Genomic DNA, 17,459 nt, shown 5'->3' on the forward strand with positions numbered 1-17,459 from the left:
GCCTGGCCGCGCTCGCCGCCACCGGGCTGGACCTCGCGGCGGGCCCCGCCGTCCGGCCCGAGCCGATCGACTGGCCGGTGTGGTCGTCGACGGTGCCGGGCGTCGCGCTCGCCGCCGCCGGGTTCGTCCTCGCCACCCGGCTGCCCCGCCACCTGATGACCTGGCTGCTGCTCGGCGGCGGCGCCGTCTCCGGCCTGAACGCGCTCGGCGCCGCCTACGCCGTCCTGTCGCTGCACGCGCACGGCGGGCGGCTGCCGCTGACGGCCGCCGCCCTGTTCGCCGGGGCGCGGCTCGGGCCGCTGCTCAACCTGGTGACGCCGCTGGTGCTGCTGTACTTTCCCGACGGGCGGCTGCCGTCGCCGCGCTGGCGCGCCGCGGCCTGGCTGACGCTCGGGTCGGCCGGGCTGGCCGCCCTCCTGTTCATGACCGTGCCCTGGCGGCTGATGTCGGCCGGACCCGGCTGGCCGGGCGTCGACGCGCCGCTGCCGCCGCTGCCCGACGCGGTGTGGACCGCCCTGCTGCCCGCCGCGCCCCTGCTGCTCGTGGTGAGCACGGCCGTCCCGGCGCTCGCGTTCGTCAGCCGCTTCCGCGGCTCGCGCGGCGTGCTGCGCGCCCAGCTCCGCTGGATGGCGCTGGCCGCGCTGCTCAACGGCGCGCTCATCCTGCTGCCGCTCGCGCTGAGAGGGCTGCCGCAGGACCTCGCGTTCGTGCTGTCGCTGCTGGCCGTCGCGGGCGCGGTGCTCGTCGCCGTCGGCCGCTACCGGCTGTACGACATCGACCCGCTGCTCGGCTGGACGCTGCTGTACGGCGGCCTGGCCGTGGCCGTCGTCGCCATCGACGTGCCCATCTTCGTCGGGCTCGGCGCGCTGATCGACGAGCCGGTCGCCGCCGTCCTGGCAGCCTCGGCCGTCGCCCTGGTGTACGCGCCGCTGCGCGAGCGGGCCCGCCGCTGGGTGAGCCGCGTCCTGACCGGCCGGGCCGAGCCGTACGAGGTCGTCTCGGTCCTGGCGCGGCGGCTGGAGGAGGCGACAGGCCCCGAACGCCCCCTGCTGGAGCCGCTGCTGGAGACCGCGCGGGCCGTCTGCGCCGCCTACGGCTCCCCGTACGCGAGGGTGGAGCTCGACCAGGCGGACGGCGGGACGCTCGTCGCCGAGCACGGCACGCCGGGCGGCGCCACGGTCGTGCTGCCGATCGGCTACCGGGGCGAGCCCATCGGGCGGCTGTCGCTGACCCCGCGCGGCCGGCTCGCCGAGGCCGACGAGCGGCTGCTGGCCGACGTCGTCCGGCAGACGGCGGCGGCGGTGCGGGCGATCGCGCTCAGCGAGGAGCTGCAGGAGAGCCGGGCGCGGCTGGTGTCCGGGGTGGCCGAGGAACGGCGGCGGCTGCGCCGCGACCTGCACGACGGGCTCGGCCCGGCGCTCGCCGCGGCGGCGCTGAAGGTCGAGGCGGCCGGCAACCTGATGGAGCGCGACCCCGCCGCCGCCCGGCAGGCGCTCGGCCAGGTGCGCGCCGACCTCGGCGCCGTCATCGGCGACGTCCGGCGGCTCGTGCACGACCTGCGGCCGCCCGCGCTGGACCAGTGGGGGCTGGCCGGGGCGCTGCGCAAGGAGGCGGCCAGGTTCAGCGACGGGGGGCTGGCCGTGCGCGTCGAGGTGCGCGGCGAGCTCGACGGGCTGCCCGCCGCCACGGAGGTCGCCGCGTACCGGATCGTGTGCGAGGCTCTCGTCAACGTGGCCAGGCACGCGGCCGCGCGGACGTGCGAGGTCCGGCTGACCCGGACCGGCGGCGAGCTGGAGGTCGAGGTGGCCGACGACGGCCGGGGCGTGGAGCCGCAGGCGGCGCCCGGGGTGGGGCTGATCGCCATGCGGGAGCGGGCGCGGGAGCTGGGCGGCCGGTGCTCGGTCGCGCTGCGGGCGGGCGGCGGCACGCTCGTCCGGGCGGTGCTGCCGTCGGGAGGCGTCGCGTGAGCGTGCCGCGCGTGCTGCTGGCCGACGACCATCCCGTCTACCGTGACGGGCTGCGCATGATGCTCGACTCGACGGGCCAGGTCGAGGTGGTCGGCACCGCCGCCGACGGCGCGCGGGCCGTGGCGCTGGCCGCCGAGCTGCGGCCCGACGTGGTGGTGCTCGACCTGCAGATGCCGGGCCTGGACGGGCTCGCCGCCGCCGAACGCATCCTGGCGGCGGCGCCGGGCACGGGCGTGCTCGTGCTGAGCATGCACGAGGACGACGACACCGTGCTGGCGGCGATGCGCGCGGGCGCGCGCGGCTACCTGCTCAAGGGCGCCGACCAGACGGAGATCCTGCGGGCGATCACCGCCGTCGCGGGCGGCGAGGTGATCTTCGGGCAGGCGCTGGCGGCGCGGGTGAGCGGCTTCTTCGCCCGGCTGGCGGGCGGCGACGCGCCGAGGGCGCAGCCGTTCCCGCAGCTCACCGCCCGCGAACGGGAGGTGCTTGAGCTGATCGCGGCGGGGCTGTCCAACGCGCAGATCGCGGCGCGGCTGTTCCTGTCGCCGAAGACGGTGCGCAACAACGTGTCGAACGTGTTCGCCAAGCTCCAGGTCGCCGACCGCGCCCAGGCGATCATCCGGGCACGCGACGCGGGTCTCGGCCGCTGACCTGCGCCCGGCCGGTCAGGAGCGCAGCAGGTGGCTGGTCAGCTCGTACAGGCGGTGGGCGGCGGCCGGGTCGAGCGTGGGCAGCGACGGGTCGAGCGGGCGGCGGCGGTCGTAGGCGAGCAGGCCGCCCGTGCCCGGCGGGTCGTCCATCAGCTCGATGATCGGCGCGATCGCCCGCTCGACCGGCTGGGCGGCGAACCTGGCCAGCAGCTTGACGACGGACCTGGCGGGCTGCGCGAGCCCGTCGGCGCCGCTGTCGGTGAAGCCGGGGTGGTGCAGCAGGTAGCGGGTGCGGGCGTCCGGGTGGTTGCGGGCGTACGCGACGCCGAGCAGGTCGGTGGCGCGCCCGGCCTGCAGCATGGCCTTGACGGTGCCGTAGCCGCGCTTGAGCGACAGGTCGTCCCAGTGGATGCGGCCCTTGGTGACGCCGACGCCGCAGATGTTCACGATCATCGGGTTCGCGCCGCGTTCGAGCAGGCCGGTGAGGCCGTAGGCGAGCAGGAAGCGGCTGACGTAGTAGAGGGCGAACGTGGCCTCGTAGCCGTCGGGCGTCTCCACCCGCTTCGGGAACGGCCGCAGCGCGGTGCAGACCAGGCCGTCCAGCGTGTCGTGCCGTGCCTTGACCTCCTCGATCACCCGGGCGTTCTCCGCCGCCGACGTCAGGTCGGCGCGCACGAACGCGGCCCGGTCCGCGGCGCTCAGGCGGGCGGCGTCGTCGAGCAGGCGCCGCCCCCTGGCGGGGTCGCTGCCGACGACCGTCACCCGGTCGCCCCGGCTCAGGAAGTGCAGGGCGAGCCCGCGGCCCATGCCGTTGGTCCCGCCCGCCACCACGTACGTCCCCATGAGTCACTCCGTAAGTCATCGAACGCTGACTTGAGTGAACGTAGCACGACCTCCGCCTACAATGTCAACGGTCGATGACCGAGCGAGGAGGACCGCGGTGCAGAAGAGGGACAGGGAGGCCACCCGGGCGCGCCTGCTGGAGGCCGCCAGGCTGCGCTTCGCCCGCGAGGGCTACGACGCCACCAGCGTCCGCGACATCGCCCGCGACTCCGGCGTCGACGCCACCCTCATCTTCCGCTACTTCGGCTCCAAGAAGCAGCTCTTCGACCTGGCCACCGCCGCCGACGTCCCCGCCGGGCTGCTCGACGGCCCCCAGGAGGAGCTGGTCGCCCGCATGGTGCGCACGGTCGTCGAGCACGACTGGACCGCGTACGGCGGCGAGCATCCCCTGGTCGCCATGCTGCGCTCGTCGGCCCACGAGGACGCCCGCCGCCGCATCCGCGACGAGGTCTGCGCCACCTACGTCGACGCCCTGCGGGACCTGGCCGAAGGCGAGGACGCCGAGCTGCGGGCCGAGCTGCTCAGCGCCTGGATGGTCGGCATCGGCATCCTGCGCTCGGTCGTCGCCACCCCCGCCCTGGCCGGGGCGAGCGCCGCCGACCTGGACCCGCACGTCGCCGCCGTCGCCACGGCCCTCCTCGGCCGCCCCATGTCGGGCGCCGTCGCCCCCGCCGGCGAACGCTGACGCACCCGCCTCCGCGCCTGGCCGCCGCTCAGGCACCCCGTATATACCCTCGGTATATTGGGCTCCCATGACAGTCCCCCTGGCCCTGCTCGGCCTCCTGGACCGAGAGCCCAGCTACGGCTACGACCTCAAGCGCGACTACGACACGTACTTCGCCAGGGGCAAGCCGCTGCCCTTCGGCCAGGTCTACTCGACGCTCAGCCGCCTGGCCAGGGACGGCAAGGTCACGGCCGGTCAGAGCGAGCCCGGCGACGGCCCCGACCGCAAGCGCTACTCCATCACCACGCTCGGCAAGCAGGAGGTGGACGCCTGGCTGGCCGAGCCGGTGGCGGCCGAGCCGTTCCTGCAGACGGTGCTGTTCACCAAGGTCGTGCTGGCGCTGATGCTGGGCCACGACGCGCAGCGCTTCCTCGACACCCAGCGCGCCACCCACATGCGGCGCATGCGCGAGCTGTCGGAGATCAAACGCGGCGGCGCGCTCGTCGACGCCCTGCTGGCCGACCACGCGCTGTTCCACCTGGACGCCGACCTGCGCTGGATCGACGTGACCACGGCCCGGCTGGGGGCGCTGGCCGAGACGGTGCGCCGCGCATGACCGTCGACGGCCTCCCCGTGCCGGGCCCGCTGCTGGAGGCCCGCGCGATCGACCGCTCCTACGGCCGCACGCAGGCGCTGCGCGAGGCCAGCCTGTCCGTGACGCCGGGGGAGATCCTGGCGATCATGGGCCCGAGCGGATCCGGCAAGTCCACGCTGCTGCACTGCCTGGCCGGCATCTTCACCCCCGACGCCGGCGAGGTCTGGTTCGACGGGCGGCGGCTCGACACGCTGAGCGACGCCCGGCGCTCGGAGCTGCGCCGCACCGCGTTCGGCTTCGTGTTCCAGTTCGGCGAGCTCGTGCCGGAGCTCACCGTGGCCGACAACGTCGCCCTGCCGCTGCTGCTCGGCAGAGCCGGGCGCAAGGAGGCGTACCGGCGGGCGGCCGGCTGGCTCCAGCGGCTGGAGCTGGACACCCTGAGCGGGCGGCGCACCGGCGAGCTGTCCGGCGGGCAGGCGCAGCGGGCGGCCATCGCGCGGGCGCTGGTGACGCGCCCCAAGGTGGTCTTCGCCGACGAGCCCACCGGCGCGCTCGACTCGCTCACCGGCGAGCGGGTCATGGACCTGCTCGTCGGCCTGGCCCGCGAGGAGGGCACGACCGTGGTCGTGGTGACCCATGACGCCCGCGTCGCCGCCTGCGCCGACCGGGAGGTCATGGTGCGCGACGGCAGGGTGACCGATCCGTACGTCGGCGGGGCCGTCCGATGACGCTCCGGCTCGGCCTGCGGCTGTCGCTGCGCGGCGGCCGGGAGGCGGCCGGCCGGCTGGCCCTCGTCGCGGCCTCGGTCGCGCTGGGGGTGGCGGTGCTGCTGTCCACGCTGGCGCTGTTCAACGCCTTCCGGGCCACCGCGGCCCGCCCGTGCTGGGAGTGCACGACCGGCTCCGCGCCGGGCGCCACCCCGGGCGCGGTGCTGTGGAACCACCGCCAGGACTCGTACGCGGGCCGCCCGATCGTCCGCCTCGACGTCGCCGTCCCCGCCACGCGGGCGGCCCTGCCCGGCATCCCGGGCATCCCGGAGCTGCCCGGAGCCGGCCGCCACTACGTCTCGCCCGCGCTGGCCGGGCTGATGGCCGCCGTGCCGCGCGACCAGCTCGCCGACCGCGTCCCCGGCACCCGCGCCGGCCTCATCGGCAGGGCTGCGTTGTCCGGCCCCGACGACCTGGTCGTCATCGCCGGCCGGAGCGCCGCGGAGCTGACCGCGATGGCCGGCACCGTGGCCGTCGGCGAGGTCGCCACCGCGCCGCGCGCCGACGACACCACCGCCCTGTACGAGCACGGGTTCGGCATCGCCGCCGTCGGCCTGGTCTTCCCGCTGCTCGTCCTCGTCGGCACCGCCACCCGCCTGGCCGCCGCCCGCCGGGAGGCGCGGTTCGCGGCGATCCGCCTGGCCGGCGCCACCGCGCGGCAGGTCAACGCGATCGCGTCGGTGGACGCGGCGCTCGGCGCGGCCCTGGGCGCGCTCGCCGGGATCGCCGTCTTCCAGGCGATCCGTCCCGTCCTGGCCGAGGTGGCCATCACCGGGTCCCGGTTCTTCCCCGACGTGGTCGCGCCCACCGCGCTCCAGTACGCAGCCGTGGCCGCGGGCGTCCCGCTCGCCGCGGCCGGAGCCGCCCTGTGGTCGCTGCGCCGGGTGCGGATCACCCCGCTCGGCGCGGCGCGCACGGCGCGGGGCTCCGCTCCCGGCTGGTGGCGGGTGCTCCCGCTCCTGGCGGGCCTGGCCCTGTTCGCCGGCCCGGCGATCGCGCCGGGGAAGGAGCCCGACGCGGTGCTCGTCGACACCGGCCTGGTGCTGATCATGGCCGGGCTCGTGCTGGCCGGGCCCTGGCTGACGATGCTGACCGCGCGGCTGGCCGCCCGCGTCACCTCCGGCCCGGCGACGCTGCTGGCCGCGCAGCGGCTGGCGGCCGACCCCAAAGGCGCCTTCCGGTCGGCGAACGGCATCGTGCTCGCGGTCTTCATCGGCACGGCCGTCGCCGGCATCGTCCCCGCCGTCGTCTCCGGCCAGCAGGCCGCGGGCGGCGGCACGCTGAACGCGGTCCTGCGGGCCTCCTTCGGCGACGACCGGCCCCTCCCGCCCGCCGCCGAGGCCGGCCTGCTGGCCCGGTTGCGCGCCCAGCCCGGTGTCACCGTGCTGCCGATCCACCACCGGCCCGACGCGCCGCCCCTGCCCATGCGGCCTCCGCCGTGCGACCCGGGCCCCGGCTGCCGCCCCGGCTTCCTGCTGCGCCACGTGGTCGCGTGCGACGACCTGGCCGCCTTCCCGGCGCTCGGCCGGTGCGCCCCGGGCCCCCGCGCCGTGGCGGCCGACCTCAACCGGCTGCTGACCAGCGACAACATGCTCTCCGTCGACCGCAACCTGCCGGTCGTCGACGCGGCCAACCCGCCCGCGCCCGGCGACCCGGGCGCCCGCGCCGGACTGCCGCTGGCCGCGGTGCTGGTCCACACGGACGACCCGGCCGTACGCGAACGCGTCCGCACGCTGCTCGCCCCGTACCTCGCCCGCACCGGCAGCACCGAGACGCCGCAGACGTTCGCCGAGGTCGCCCAGGCCCGCGAGGTGCTGCTGGACCGGGTCGAGGACGCCGCGCTGGCCATCGTCGCGCTGACCCTGCTGGTGGCGGGCTGCGGCCTGCTGGTCGCGGTCGCCGGCGGCGTCGTGGAGCGCAAACGGCCGTTCACGCAGCTGCGGCTGTGCGGCACGCCGACGCGGACGCTGTCGAGCGTGGTGCTGCTGGAGACGGCGGCCCCCGTGGTGCTGGCCGCCCTGGTGGCGGCGGTCGCGGGGGTGGGCGTGGCCGGCCCGGTGATCGGCCGGCTGGCCATCAAGAGCGCCCCGGCGGCGCTGCCGGGCCCCGCCTACCTCCTGACCGTCGGCGGCGGCCTGGTCGTCGCGCTGCTCGTGATCCTCGCCGGGCTGCCGCTGCTCAAGCGCGTGACCGCGCCCGGCGGCGCCCGCTTCGAGTAGGACCGCCGGCGAACCCGGGCCCGGTCCGGCGACCGGCGGTGCCGACCGGCCGATCTTCGCCTATGCTCACAGTGACCCTTCGATCACCATGAGTGTCACTCGTGCGGCAGGAGCTCGGCATGACGGTCAGTCCGGCGCAGTCCCCGGCGACGAGAGCCGGGCGCCGCGACCGGGTCGTGCTCCGGCTCGGCGTCGCCTTCATTCGACCTCGGCTCTTAGCGGACGCCTCGCCGGGCGCGGCCGGCGCACATGACCGACGCCCCCGAGGAGAGTCATGACCCGATACGCGCCGATGCTGATTCCGGCCTGGCTCGCCCTGGGTGACCCCGCCGTGACCCGGGCCTTCGACCGGGCCGGCGACATGATCACCAGCTGGGCGCCGGGCGTCGGGCGGCTGGTGGTGATCCGCGACCCGGTCCTGGTCCGGCAGGTGATGCGCGCCCCGGGCGAGGACGTCGACGCCGTGTCGGCCAACCGGCTGCAGGAGCCGGTGGTCGGCCGCCTCGGCCTGGCCGTGCTCGACGGCGACGAGCACCGCAGCATCCGCGCGATCATGCTGCCCGCGCTGAAGGGCCGGATCCTGCACGACCTGCGCGACGTCGCCGCCCGCATCGCGCTGCGCACCGTCGAGACGTGCCCGGCGGGCACGCCGTTCCGGCTGCTGCCGCGCCTGCGTACGGCCATGCTCCACGCCATCCTGCACACCGCGGTCGGGAACGACCCGCTCCTGCTGCGCCGGTGGGGCACCCCGCTGCGCCGCCTGCTCAACCTGGCCGACTCCTACGAGATGAACGTGCGGTACGCGCTGCGTGACGTGGGCGGCCTCGCGCTGTGGCAGTCGTACCGGCGGCTGGGCCGCGAGTGCGGCCGGCTCATCCACGCCGAGGTCGATCGCCGGCTGCGGCGCGGCGAGGACCACGACGACGTGCTCGGCCTGCTGATGCGGGCCCGCGACGAGCGCGGCGCCCGGCTCACCCAGCAGGCGCTGCGCGACGAGCTGATGAGCGTCATCAGCGCCGCGCGCACCTCCACCGCCACCGGCATCGCCTGGGCGTTCGAACGGCTCGCCCGGCATCCCGAGGCGCTGCGCCGCCTGACGGCGGAGGCCGACGCGGGCGAGGGCGCGTACGCCGACGCCGTCACCTACGAGACGCTGCGCGTGCGGCCGCCGGTCGCCTTCATCGGCCGCCGCACCGTGCGCGCCTACCGGCTGGGCGGGCGCGTCCTGCCGCCCGGCACGCTGATCGCCGTGCACCTCAAGAGCCTGCACCACGACCCCGGCCTCTACCCGGACCCGGAGGAGTTCCGTCCCGGACGCTGGTTCGACGGCCGGCCGGGCGGCTACGGCTGGATGCCGTTCGGCGGCGGCGCCCACACCTGCGTCGGCGACCGCCTGGCGTTGCTGCACATCAGGACGTTCCTGCACGTGTTCGCCAGGCACGTGACGATCACGCCCGCCGATCCGCGGGACGAGCCGGTCAGGTGGCGGGCCGTCTCCAACGTCCCGGGCCGCCAGTGCCGGCTCCTCCTTCACCCGCGCTGAGCCCCGGCCTGCGCCGGAACCTCACTCCACCTCGGTCACCGGCTCGGCGAACTGCGCCGAGTAGAGCGCGGCATAGGCCCCGCCGGCGGCCAGCAGCGACTCGTGGGTGCCCTGCTCCACGATCCGCCCGTTCTCCATGACGAGAATCAGGCTGGCGTCGCGGATCGTCGACAGCCGGTGCGCGATCACGAAACTCGTCCGCCCTTCGCGCAGGGAGCCCATGGCCCGCTGGATGAGCACCTCCGTCCGGGTGTCGACGGAGCTGGTCGCCTCGTCCAGGATGAGGATCGCCGGCTCCGACAGGAACGCCCGCGCGATGGTGATCAGCTGTTTCTCGCCCGCGCTGACCGTCGCGCCCTCCTCGTCGAGGACCGTGTCGTACCCGTCGGGCAGCGTGTGCGCGATCCGGTCCACGTGCGCGGCCTCGGCGGCGGCCTCGACGCGCTCGCGGGTGGCGCCCTCGGCGCCGTAGGCGATGTTCTCCGCGATCGTGCCGCCGAACAGCCAGGCGTCCTGGAGCACCATGCCCATCGCGCCGCGCAGCTCCTCCCGCGACATCGCCGCGATGTCGACGCCGTCGAGCGTGATCCGGCCGCCGGTCACGTCGTAGAAGCGCATGAGGAGGTTGACCAGCGTCGTCTTGCCCGCCCCGGTCGGGCCGACGATGGCCACGGTCTGGCCGGGCTCCACGGTGAGCGACAGGTTCTCGATCAGCGGCCGGTCCGGCGCGTACCGGAAGGACACGTTCTCGAACGCCACGCGCCCCCTGATCCGCGCCGGCCGGGCCGGGACCGCCGGTTCGGGCGACTGCTCGGGGGCCTCCAGCAGCTCGAAGACCCGCTCGGCCGAGGCGGCGCCCGACTGGACGATGCCCGCCATGCCCGCGACCTGGGTCAGCGGCTGGCTGAACTGCCGCGAGTACTGCACGAACGCCTGTACGTCGCCGAGCGAGATCGAGCCCGACGCCACCTTGAGCCCGCCGACGACGGCCACCAGCACGTAGTTGAGGTTGCCGATGAACATCATCGCCGGCTGGATGAGCCCGGAGATGAACTGGGCGCGGAAGCTGGAGGCGAACAGCGCCTCGTTGTGCTCGGTGAACGTCTCGGCCGCCTCGCGCTGCCTGCCGAACACCCTGACCAGCGTGTGCCCGCCGTACATCTCCTCGATGTGGCCGTTGAGCCGGCCGGTCGACGACCACTGCTTGACGAACTGCGGCTGCGAGCGCTTGCCCACGACGGCGGTGACGTAGATCGACACCGGCACGGTGACCAGCGCGATGAGCGCCAGGAGCGGCGAGATCCAGAACATCATCGCCAGCACGCCCACCACCGTCAGCAGCGACGAGATGAGCTGGCTCAGCGTCTGCTGCAGCGACTGGGCGATGTTGTCGGTGTCGTTGGTGGCGCGGCTGAGGATCTCGCCGCGCGGCTGGCCGTCGAAGTAGCTCAGCGGCAGCCGCCCCAGCTTGGCCTCGATCCGCTCGCGCAGCCGGTACGCCGAGCGCTGCACGACGTTCGTGGTGAGCCGGAACTGCGCGATGCCGAGCAGCGCCGCCACCAGGTAGATGGCCAGGACCCAGGTGAGCACCCCGGCCAGCGCGGCGAAGTCGATGCCCTGCCCCGGCACGACGCTCATCGAGGCGACCATGTCGGCGTACGTGCCCTGCCCCTGGGCGCGCAGCCCGGCCACGGCCTGCTCCTTGGTGAGCCCGGCGGGCAGCTGGGACCCCACGATCCCGGCGAAGATCAGGTCGGTGGCGTGGCCGAGGATCTTGGGCCCGATCACGGTCAGCGCGACCCCGGCGGCGCCGAGGGCCAGCACCACGACCAGCATCGGGCGTTCGGGGCGCAGCAGCCGCATCAGGTGGCGCAGGGTGCCCTTGAAGTCGCCGGGCTTCTCGGCGGGGCCGGACATCATCCGGCCGGGCCCGAAGCCGGGCTGCGGCCGGCGCGCGGGCGTCTGCGTGGTCATGCCGCGGCCTCCTGTTCGGTGAGCTGGGACAGGACGATCTCGCGGTAGGTCGGGCAGGTGTCCATGAGCTCGCCGTGGGTGCCGATCCCGGCCACGCGGCCGTCGTCGAGCACCACGATGCGGTCGGCGTCGCGGATGGTGTTGACCCGCTGGGCCACGATGACGATCGTGGCGTCGGCGATCTCCTCGGCGAGCGCCGTGCGCAGCCGGGCGTCGGTGGCGTAGTCGAGGGCCGAGAACGAGTCGTCGAACAGGTAGACGCCGGGCCGGTGCACGAGCGCCCGCGCGATGGCCAGGCGCTGGCGCTGCCCGCCGGAGACGTTCGTGCCGCCCTGCGCGATCGGCTCGTCCAGCCCGCCGGGCATCGCCTCGACGAACTCGCGCGCCTGCGCCACCTCCAGCGCCCGCCACAGCTCCTCGTCGGTCGCGTCCGGCCTGCCGTAGCGGAGGTTGGAGGCGACGGTGCCGGAGAAGAGGTAGGGCGCCTGCGGGACCAGGCCGACCCGCTCGGCGAGCGCCGCCGGGTCGAGGTCGCGCACGTCGACGCCGTCGACGAGCACCTGCCCCGAGGTCGCGTCGAACAGCCGGGGGACGAGGTTGAGCAGCGTCGTCTTGCCGCTGCCCGTGCTGCCGATGATCGCGGTGGTGCGGCCGGGCCGCGCCGCGAAGCTCACGCCGGACAGCACCGGCTCCTCGGCGCCCGGGTAGCGGAAGCCCGCCTCGCGCAGCTCCAGCTCGCCGGTGCGGCGTTGGGGGACGACCGGGTTGGCCGGCGGGCGGACGGTCGGCTCGGTGCCGAGCACCTCCTCGATGCGCTCGGCGCACACCTCGGCCCGGGGGATCATCATGAACATGAACATCGCCATCATCACGGACATGAGGATCTGCATCAGGTAGGAGATGACCGCGGTCAGCGCGCCCACCTGCATGGCGCCGCCGGCGATGCGGTCGGCGCCGAACCAGACCACGGCGACGCTCGACAGGTTCACCACCAGCATCACCGAGGGGAACATCAGCGCCATCAGCCGCCCGACCCGCAGCGACACGTCGGTGAGCTCGTCGTTGGCCGCGCCGAACCGCTCGCGCTCGTGCCGGTCGCGGACGAAGGCCCTGATGACCCGGATGCCGGTGATCTGCTCGCGCAGCACCTGGTTGATCCGGTCGATGCGCTCCTGCATGGCGCGGAACAGCGGGCGCATCCGCATCACGACCAGGCTCACGATGACGATCATCAGGGGCAGCGCGACGAGCAGCAGCGACGACAGCGTCACGTCCTGGCGCAGCGCCAGCACGATGCCGCCGACGCACATGATCGGCGCCGTCACCACCATCGTGCACGTCATCAGCACGAGCAACTGGACCTGCTGCACGTCGTTGGTGGTCCGGGTGATCAGCGACGGCGCCCCGAACCCGTTGACCTCCTGGGCGGAGAAGTCCTGCACCCGGTGGAAGATCGCGGCCCGCAGGTCGCGGCCCAGCGCCATCGAGGTGCGGGCGCCGTAGTAGACGGCCACGACCGAGCAGACGATCTGCACGAGCGTCACCCCGAGCATCACCAGCCCGACGCGGACGATGTAGTCGGTGTCGCCCTTGACGACGCCGTCGTCGATGATGTCGGCGTTCAGCGTGGGCAGGTAGAGCGTGGCCAGCGTCTGGACGAACTGGAAGAGCACGACGAGCGTGATCTCTTTCCCGTACGGCCTGAGCCGGGCCCGCAGGAGACGGAGCAGCATCAGGGAGCGCTTCCTGTGGAAGGGGCGGGGGAGTGGCGCACGAGGAGACCGTCGAGCAGCATGGAGACGATCTCGTCGTCGTCCACGTCGCCGATCTCCGCGCCGCCGTGCCCGAGGTCGGCGTGCGCGCTGACAGCGACCAGCGTGAACAGCAGGTGGGCGGTGGTCTCGGGGGACCGGCGCAGCAGGTGGCGGTCGGGTTCGACGAGGGCGGCGAGCGCGGCGGCCAGCCGGTCCCGGCCTTCCACCATCCGGTCGCGGAAGCACGCGTCGCCGTTCATCAGCTCGCGGGGCGCGGTGAGGAGGTTGGCGTTGGCCCGCATCCCGGCTCTCAGGATCGCGACGGCCTCGCGCAGCCGCTCGCGCAGCCCGGCCGTGGTCGCGCCGACGGCCGCCAGCGCGTCGATCCCGGGCTGCGGGTCGAACGCGTTCATGAGCGCCGCGCGCAGCAGGGACGCCTTGTCGGGGAAGACGCCGAAGATCGTGCCTTCGGCCACTCCGGCGGCCTCGGCGATCTGGCGGGTGCTCACCGCGGTGCCGTGCTCGCGCAGCAGGGGGACGGTGGCGGCGATGAGCGCCGCCCGGCGGTCTTCCGGCGCCATGGCCGGCACTCTGCGCCTTTTGGACATGCCGGACACCCTAATGAGCGAGCGCTCACTCGTCCAACGGGTTTTCGGGGCGTCCGGTCTTCGGGGGGTCCGTGCGGGGAGAGGGCGGCCGCCCGGCCTCGTGGCGGGGCCGGACGGCCGTACGGGTCGGGGCCGTCAGAGCGGGCGCACGTCCAGGCCGTAGGAGACGCGGTCGATCCACCAGGGGCCGCAGCTCGCCGAGCTCCACTGCCCGGTGTTGGTCGTCACCCAGGCGCCGTCCCGGCGGCCGTTGACGCACTGGACGTAGGCGCGGAACTCGTAGGCGGGGCCGCTCGTCGCGCACCGGGCGGAGAACGAGTTCCCGCCCCAGCCGTATTCACAGTCGCCGGCCGCCGACGCCGGGCTCAGCAGGCCCGACCCGACGGTGACGGCTCCTGCCGCGAGCACGGTCGCGGCCAGGACGCGCAGGGTTCTGGTCATACCTCTCCTTGTGCTGGTGACGGTCGCCCCGAGTGAATTGCTTAGGAAACTTTCCTAAGCGAAAGATACGCGCCGACCAGGGCCCGTCAACCCCCGCGCCACCCCTTTCCGACCCCTCTCCTGCCCCCTCTCCGGAGCCGACGACAATGGGGGACATGACACGTGCTGTGTACGTCGCGGCGGGCGAGGCCGGGAGCAACAAGGCGACCGTGGCCCTGGGGCTGGTCGAGCTGCTGTCCCGGCAGGTCGGCGCCGTGGGCGTCTTCCGCCCCGTGGTCCGGGCGGGCCGCGAGGACGCGCTGGTCAACACCATCAGGAGCCGCTTCCAGCTCGCCCTGCCGTACGGGGCCTGCGCGGGCGTCACGTACGACGACGTGCACGACGACGTCGAGCGCGCGGCCGGCGAGATCGTGGCCCGCTACCGCGCCCTCGCCGGGCGCTGCGACGCGGTGGTGGTGATCGGCACCGACTACACCGACGTGGGGGCGCCGACGGAGTTCGGCTTCAACGCCAGGCTGGCCGCCGACCTGGGCACACCCGTGATCAACGTGGTCAGCGGGCGGGGCCGCACCGCCGCGCAGATCGCCGCGGCGGTCGAGCTGTCGACCCGGGAGCTGGCGCAGCACCACGCCCACGAGCTCGCCGTCGTGGTGACCCGGGCCGCGCCGGGCACGCCCGCCGTCGGGCACCGGACGCCGGTGTTCGTGCTGCCGGAGACCCCCTCGCTGCGCGCGCCGACGGTCGCCGACCTGCTCGACGCGTGCGACGGGAAGCTCTTCCTCGGCGAGCGGGAAGGGCTCGGCCGCGAGGCGAGCAGCCTCATGGTCGGGGCCATGTCGCTGCCCGGCATCCTCGACCGCTACACCGAGGGCGCCGCCGTCATCATCCCCTCCGACCGGGCCGCCGCCCTGCTGCCCGGCCTGATCGCCGCGCACACCTCGCCCGGCTTCCCCTCCCTGTCGGCCGTGGTGCTCACCGGCGGCACGGACCTGCCGGGGCCGGTCGACCGGCTGCTGCGCGGCATGACGATCCCGTTGCCCGTGATCGCCGCCGACCACGACACCTTCGAGACCGCCACCAGGCTGTCGGCCGTGGAGGGCCGCTTCACCCCCGAGGCCATCGGCAAGATCGACACGGCGCTGCGGCTTTTCGCCGAGCACGTGGACGGCACGCTGCTGCTCGACCGGCTCGCCATCGCCAAGACCGACGTCGTCACGCCCCTGATGTTCGAGTACGAGCTGCTGGACCGGGCCCGCGCCCGGCGCAGGCACATCGTGCTGCCCGAAGGGGAGGAGCCCCGCATCCTGCGCGCGGCCGACATCCTGCTGCGCCGCGGCGTCGCCGAGCTCACCCTGCTCGGCGACGCGGAGCGGATCAAGGTCCAGGCCGGTCAGCTCGGCCTCGACCTGACCGGCGCCAGGGTGCTCAGCCCGTTCGACCCGGACCTGCGCGAACGCTTCGCCCGCGCGTACGCCGACGCCCGGGCGCACCGGGGCATGACCGTCGAGCTGGCCCGCGACACCGTCACCGACGTGTCCTACTTCGGCACGCTGATGGTCCACACGGGCATGGCCGACGGCATGGTGTCCGGCGCGGCCCACACCACCGCCCACACCATCAGGCCCGCCTTCGAGATCCTGCGCCTGGGCCTGGTCTCCAGCGTGTTCTTCATGTGCCTGGCCGACCGGGTGCTCGTGTACGGCGACTGCGCGGTCAACCCCGACCCGAGCGCCGAACAGCTCGCCGACATCGCGATCGCCTCGGCGCGCACCGCCGCGTCGTTCGGCGTCGACCCCAGGATCGCCATGCTGTCGTACTCGACGGGCGCCTCGGGCGCGGGCGCCGACGTCGACAAGGTGCGCGCCGCCACCGAGCTGGTCCGCGAGCGCCGCCCCGACCTCCAGGTGGAGGGGCCGATCCAGTACGACGCCGCGGTGGACCCCGCGGTGGCGCGGGCCAAGATGCCCGGCAGCCGGGTGGCCGGCCGGGCCACGGTCTTCGTCGTGCCCGACCTGAACACCGGCAACAACCTCTACAAGGCCGTCCAGCGCAGCGCGGGCGCCGTCGCGGTCGGACCGGTCCTCCAGGGGCTGCGCAAGCCGGTCAACGACCTGTCGCGCGGCGCGACGGTGGCCGACATCGTGACCACCGTCGCCGTCACCGCCGCCCAGGTGAGCGACGAGCCGCACGAGCCGCACGAGCCGCCCAGGTGAGCGGCGAGCCGCACGAGCTCACGCGCCGGACGGCCGCACCAGCGCGAGGGTCTGGGAGGCGATCTCCCACTCCTCGTCGGTGGGGACGACCAGGACGGCCACCTCGGCGCCCGGCGGCGACACCGCGCGCTCGCCCTCCCGCGCCGCCTCGTTGAGCGCGGCGTCCACGGTCACGCCGAGCCGGTCGAGCCCCGCCAGCGATTCGGCGCGGGTGGCGGCGTCGTGCTCGCCGATCCCGCCGGTGAACACGATCGCGTCCACGCGGCCGAGCAGCGCGTAGTAGGCGCCGACGTACGTGCGGATGCGCCGGGTGTAGACGTCCAGCGCCAGCCGGGCCGCGTCGTCGTCGCGGGCGCGCACCTCGCGCATGTCGCCGGACCCGGCCAGCGCCAGCAGGCCGCCCTCGTGGGTGAGCGCGCGCTCGACCCGCTCGGCGTCCAGCCCGGCCGCCCGCGACAGGTAGCCGGCCAGGGCCGGGTCGACGTCGCCGGAGCGGGTGCCCATGACGAGCCCCTCCAGCGGCGTCATCCCCATGGACGTGTCGACGCTGACGCCGCCGGAGATCGCGGTGGCGCTGGCGCCGTTGCCCAGGTGCAGCACGATCAGGTCGAGCTCGGCGAGGTCGCGGCCCAGCACGGCGGCCGCGCGCCGCGACACGTAGGCGCAGGACGTGCCGTGGAAGCCGAACCGGCGCACGCCGAACCGCTCGCGCCACTCGCCCGGCACCGCGTAGGTGTACGCCTCGGGCGGCAGCGTGCCGTGGAAGGCGGTGTCGAACACCGCCACCTGCGGCACCTCGGGGAACACCTCGCGGGCGAGCCGGATGCCGGTCAGGTTGATCGGGTTGTGCAGGGGCGCGAGCGGGGCGAGCTCCTCGACGGCGGTGATGACCTCCTCGTCGATGAGCACGGCCGAGGTGAACCGGGTGCCGCCGTGCACCACCCGGTGCCCGACCGCGACCGGCGCCGGCTCCGGGCCCGCCTCGGCGAACGCCGCCATCATCGCCGCCAGCCCCTCGGCGTGGTCGCGGAAGCGCCGCTCCACGACGTACGGCGGTGCGTCCCCGCGACGGTGGGTCAGCCGGCCCCGCTCCTCCCCGATGCGCTCGACGAGCCCCTTGGCGGCGCGCTCGCGCGTGTGCGGGTCGACGAGCTCGTACTTGATCGAGGAGGAGCCCGTGTTGAGGACGAGAATGTGGTCGGCCATGGGGACGAGCCTATT

14 protein-coding genes are annotated in these 17,459 nt (G+C 74.7%); 8 read left to right on the top strand and 6 right to left on the bottom strand.

Features of this window, described 5'->3' with window-relative positions; genetic code table 11:
• The coding region (locus AB0G11_RS46950; protein ID WP_357593617.1) for a sensor histidine kinase at positions 1 to 1,967 on the top strand (1,967 nt) is incomplete at its 5' end.
• Complete coding sequence (locus tag AB0G11_RS46955; protein ID WP_219510972.1) at positions 1,964 to 2,617, top strand: response regulator transcription factor; 654 nt, start codon at positions 1,964 to 1,966, stop codon at positions 2,615 to 2,617. The genes AB0G11_RS46950 and AB0G11_RS46955, both read left to right, overlap by 4 nt.
• Positions 2,618 to 2,632: 15 nt before the next feature.
• On the opposite strand, the gene AB0G11_RS46960 is transcribed toward AB0G11_RS46955, so the two are convergent.
• Positions 2,633 to 3,460 carry an SDR family NAD(P)-dependent oxidoreductase gene (locus AB0G11_RS46960; RefSeq protein WP_219510975.1) on the bottom strand — a complete coding sequence of 276 codons (828 nt, stop codon included), beginning with the start codon at positions 3,458 to 3,460 and terminating at the stop codon, positions 2,633 to 2,635.
• Positions 3,461 to 3,557: 97 nt separating this feature from the next.
• Between AB0G11_RS46960 and AB0G11_RS46965 the strand changes: the two genes are divergently transcribed.
• The 5 genes from AB0G11_RS46965 (at position 3,558) to AB0G11_RS46985 (ending at position 9,248) form a co-directional block, all read left to right on the top strand.
• On the top strand, positions 3,558 to 4,145 hold the full coding sequence (locus AB0G11_RS46965; RefSeq protein WP_219510979.1) for a TetR/AcrR family transcriptional regulator: 588 nt from the start codon (positions 3,558 to 3,560) through the stop codon (positions 4,143 to 4,145).
• Positions 4,146 to 4,212: 67 nt separating this feature from the next.
• Entirely contained in the window at positions 4,213 to 4,740 is a 528-nt protein-coding gene (locus AB0G11_RS46970) for a PadR family transcriptional regulator (protein WP_219510980.1), read from the top strand.
• On the top strand, positions 4,737 to 5,447 hold the full coding sequence (locus AB0G11_RS46975) for an ABC transporter ATP-binding protein (protein WP_219510982.1): 711 nt from the start codon (positions 4,737 to 4,739) through the stop codon (positions 5,445 to 5,447). The genes AB0G11_RS46970 and AB0G11_RS46975 overlap by 4 nt, the downstream gene beginning before the upstream one ends.
• Positions 5,444 to 7,705, top strand: coding sequence for an FtsX-like permease family protein (locus AB0G11_RS46980; protein WP_357593619.1), 2,262 nt, complete (start codon positions 5,444 to 5,446; stop codon positions 7,703 to 7,705). Before AB0G11_RS46975 ends, AB0G11_RS46980 begins: the two co-directional genes overlap by 4 nt.
• Before the next feature lie 274 nt (positions 7,706 to 7,979).
• Positions 7,980 to 9,248: a cytochrome P450 gene (locus AB0G11_RS46985; RefSeq protein WP_357593621.1), complete on the top strand. Its 1,269-nt coding sequence runs from the start codon at positions 7,980 to 7,982 to the stop codon at positions 9,246 to 9,248.
• A 21-nt stretch (positions 9,249 to 9,269) separates the two neighbouring features.
• Here AB0G11_RS46985 and AB0G11_RS46990 read toward each other — a convergent pair whose 3' ends face one another.
• The 4 genes from AB0G11_RS46990 to AB0G11_RS47005 form a co-directional block, all read right to left on the bottom strand.
• On the bottom strand, positions 9,270 to 11,222 hold the full coding sequence (locus AB0G11_RS46990) for an ABC transporter ATP-binding protein (protein WP_357593623.1): 1,953 nt from the start codon (positions 11,220 to 11,222) through the stop codon (positions 9,270 to 9,272).
• Positions 11,219 to 12,955, bottom strand: a complete 1,737-nt coding sequence (locus AB0G11_RS46995; protein ID WP_219510989.1) for an ABC transporter ATP-binding protein — start codon at positions 12,953 to 12,955, stop codon at positions 11,219 to 11,221. Before AB0G11_RS46995 ends, AB0G11_RS46990 begins: the two co-directional genes overlap by 4 nt.
• Positions 12,955 to 13,557 (bottom strand): TetR/AcrR family transcriptional regulator, encoded by a 603-nt coding sequence (locus AB0G11_RS47000; protein ID WP_219511013.1) that lies wholly within the window; start codon positions 13,555 to 13,557, stop codon positions 12,955 to 12,957. The genes AB0G11_RS46995 and AB0G11_RS47000 overlap by 1 nt, the downstream gene beginning before the upstream one ends.
• A gap of 162 nt (positions 13,558 to 13,719) precedes the next feature.
• Positions 13,720 to 14,025 carry a hypothetical protein gene (locus tag AB0G11_RS47005; RefSeq protein ID WP_219511016.1) on the bottom strand — a complete coding sequence of 102 codons (306 nt, stop codon included), beginning with the start codon at positions 14,023 to 14,025 and terminating at the stop codon, positions 13,720 to 13,722.
• Positions 14,026 to 14,180: 155 nt separating this feature from the next.
• Here AB0G11_RS47005 and pta point away from each other — a divergent pair, with 155 nt between their 5' ends.
• Positions 14,181 to 16,238, top strand: coding sequence for a phosphate acetyltransferase (pta, locus tag AB0G11_RS47010; RefSeq protein ID WP_357593625.1), 2,058 nt, complete (start codon positions 14,181 to 14,183; stop codon positions 16,236 to 16,238).
• 18 nt (positions 16,239 to 16,256) lie between these two features.
• Here pta and AB0G11_RS47015 read toward each other — a convergent pair whose 3' ends face one another.
• The gene (locus AB0G11_RS47015) at positions 16,257 to 17,444 is read right to left on the bottom strand and encodes an acetate kinase (protein WP_357593627.1); all 1,188 of its coding nucleotides are present in this window, start codon (positions 17,442 to 17,444) and stop codon (positions 16,257 to 16,259) included.
• Between the last annotated feature and the right edge of the window lie 15 nt (positions 17,445 to 17,459).

This window comes from Nonomuraea sp. NPDC023979 (assembly GCF_040639085.1).
In the GTDB taxonomy this organism is placed as follows: domain Bacteria; phylum Actinomycetota; class Actinomycetes; order Streptosporangiales; family Streptosporangiaceae; genus Nonomuraea; species Nonomuraea ceibae.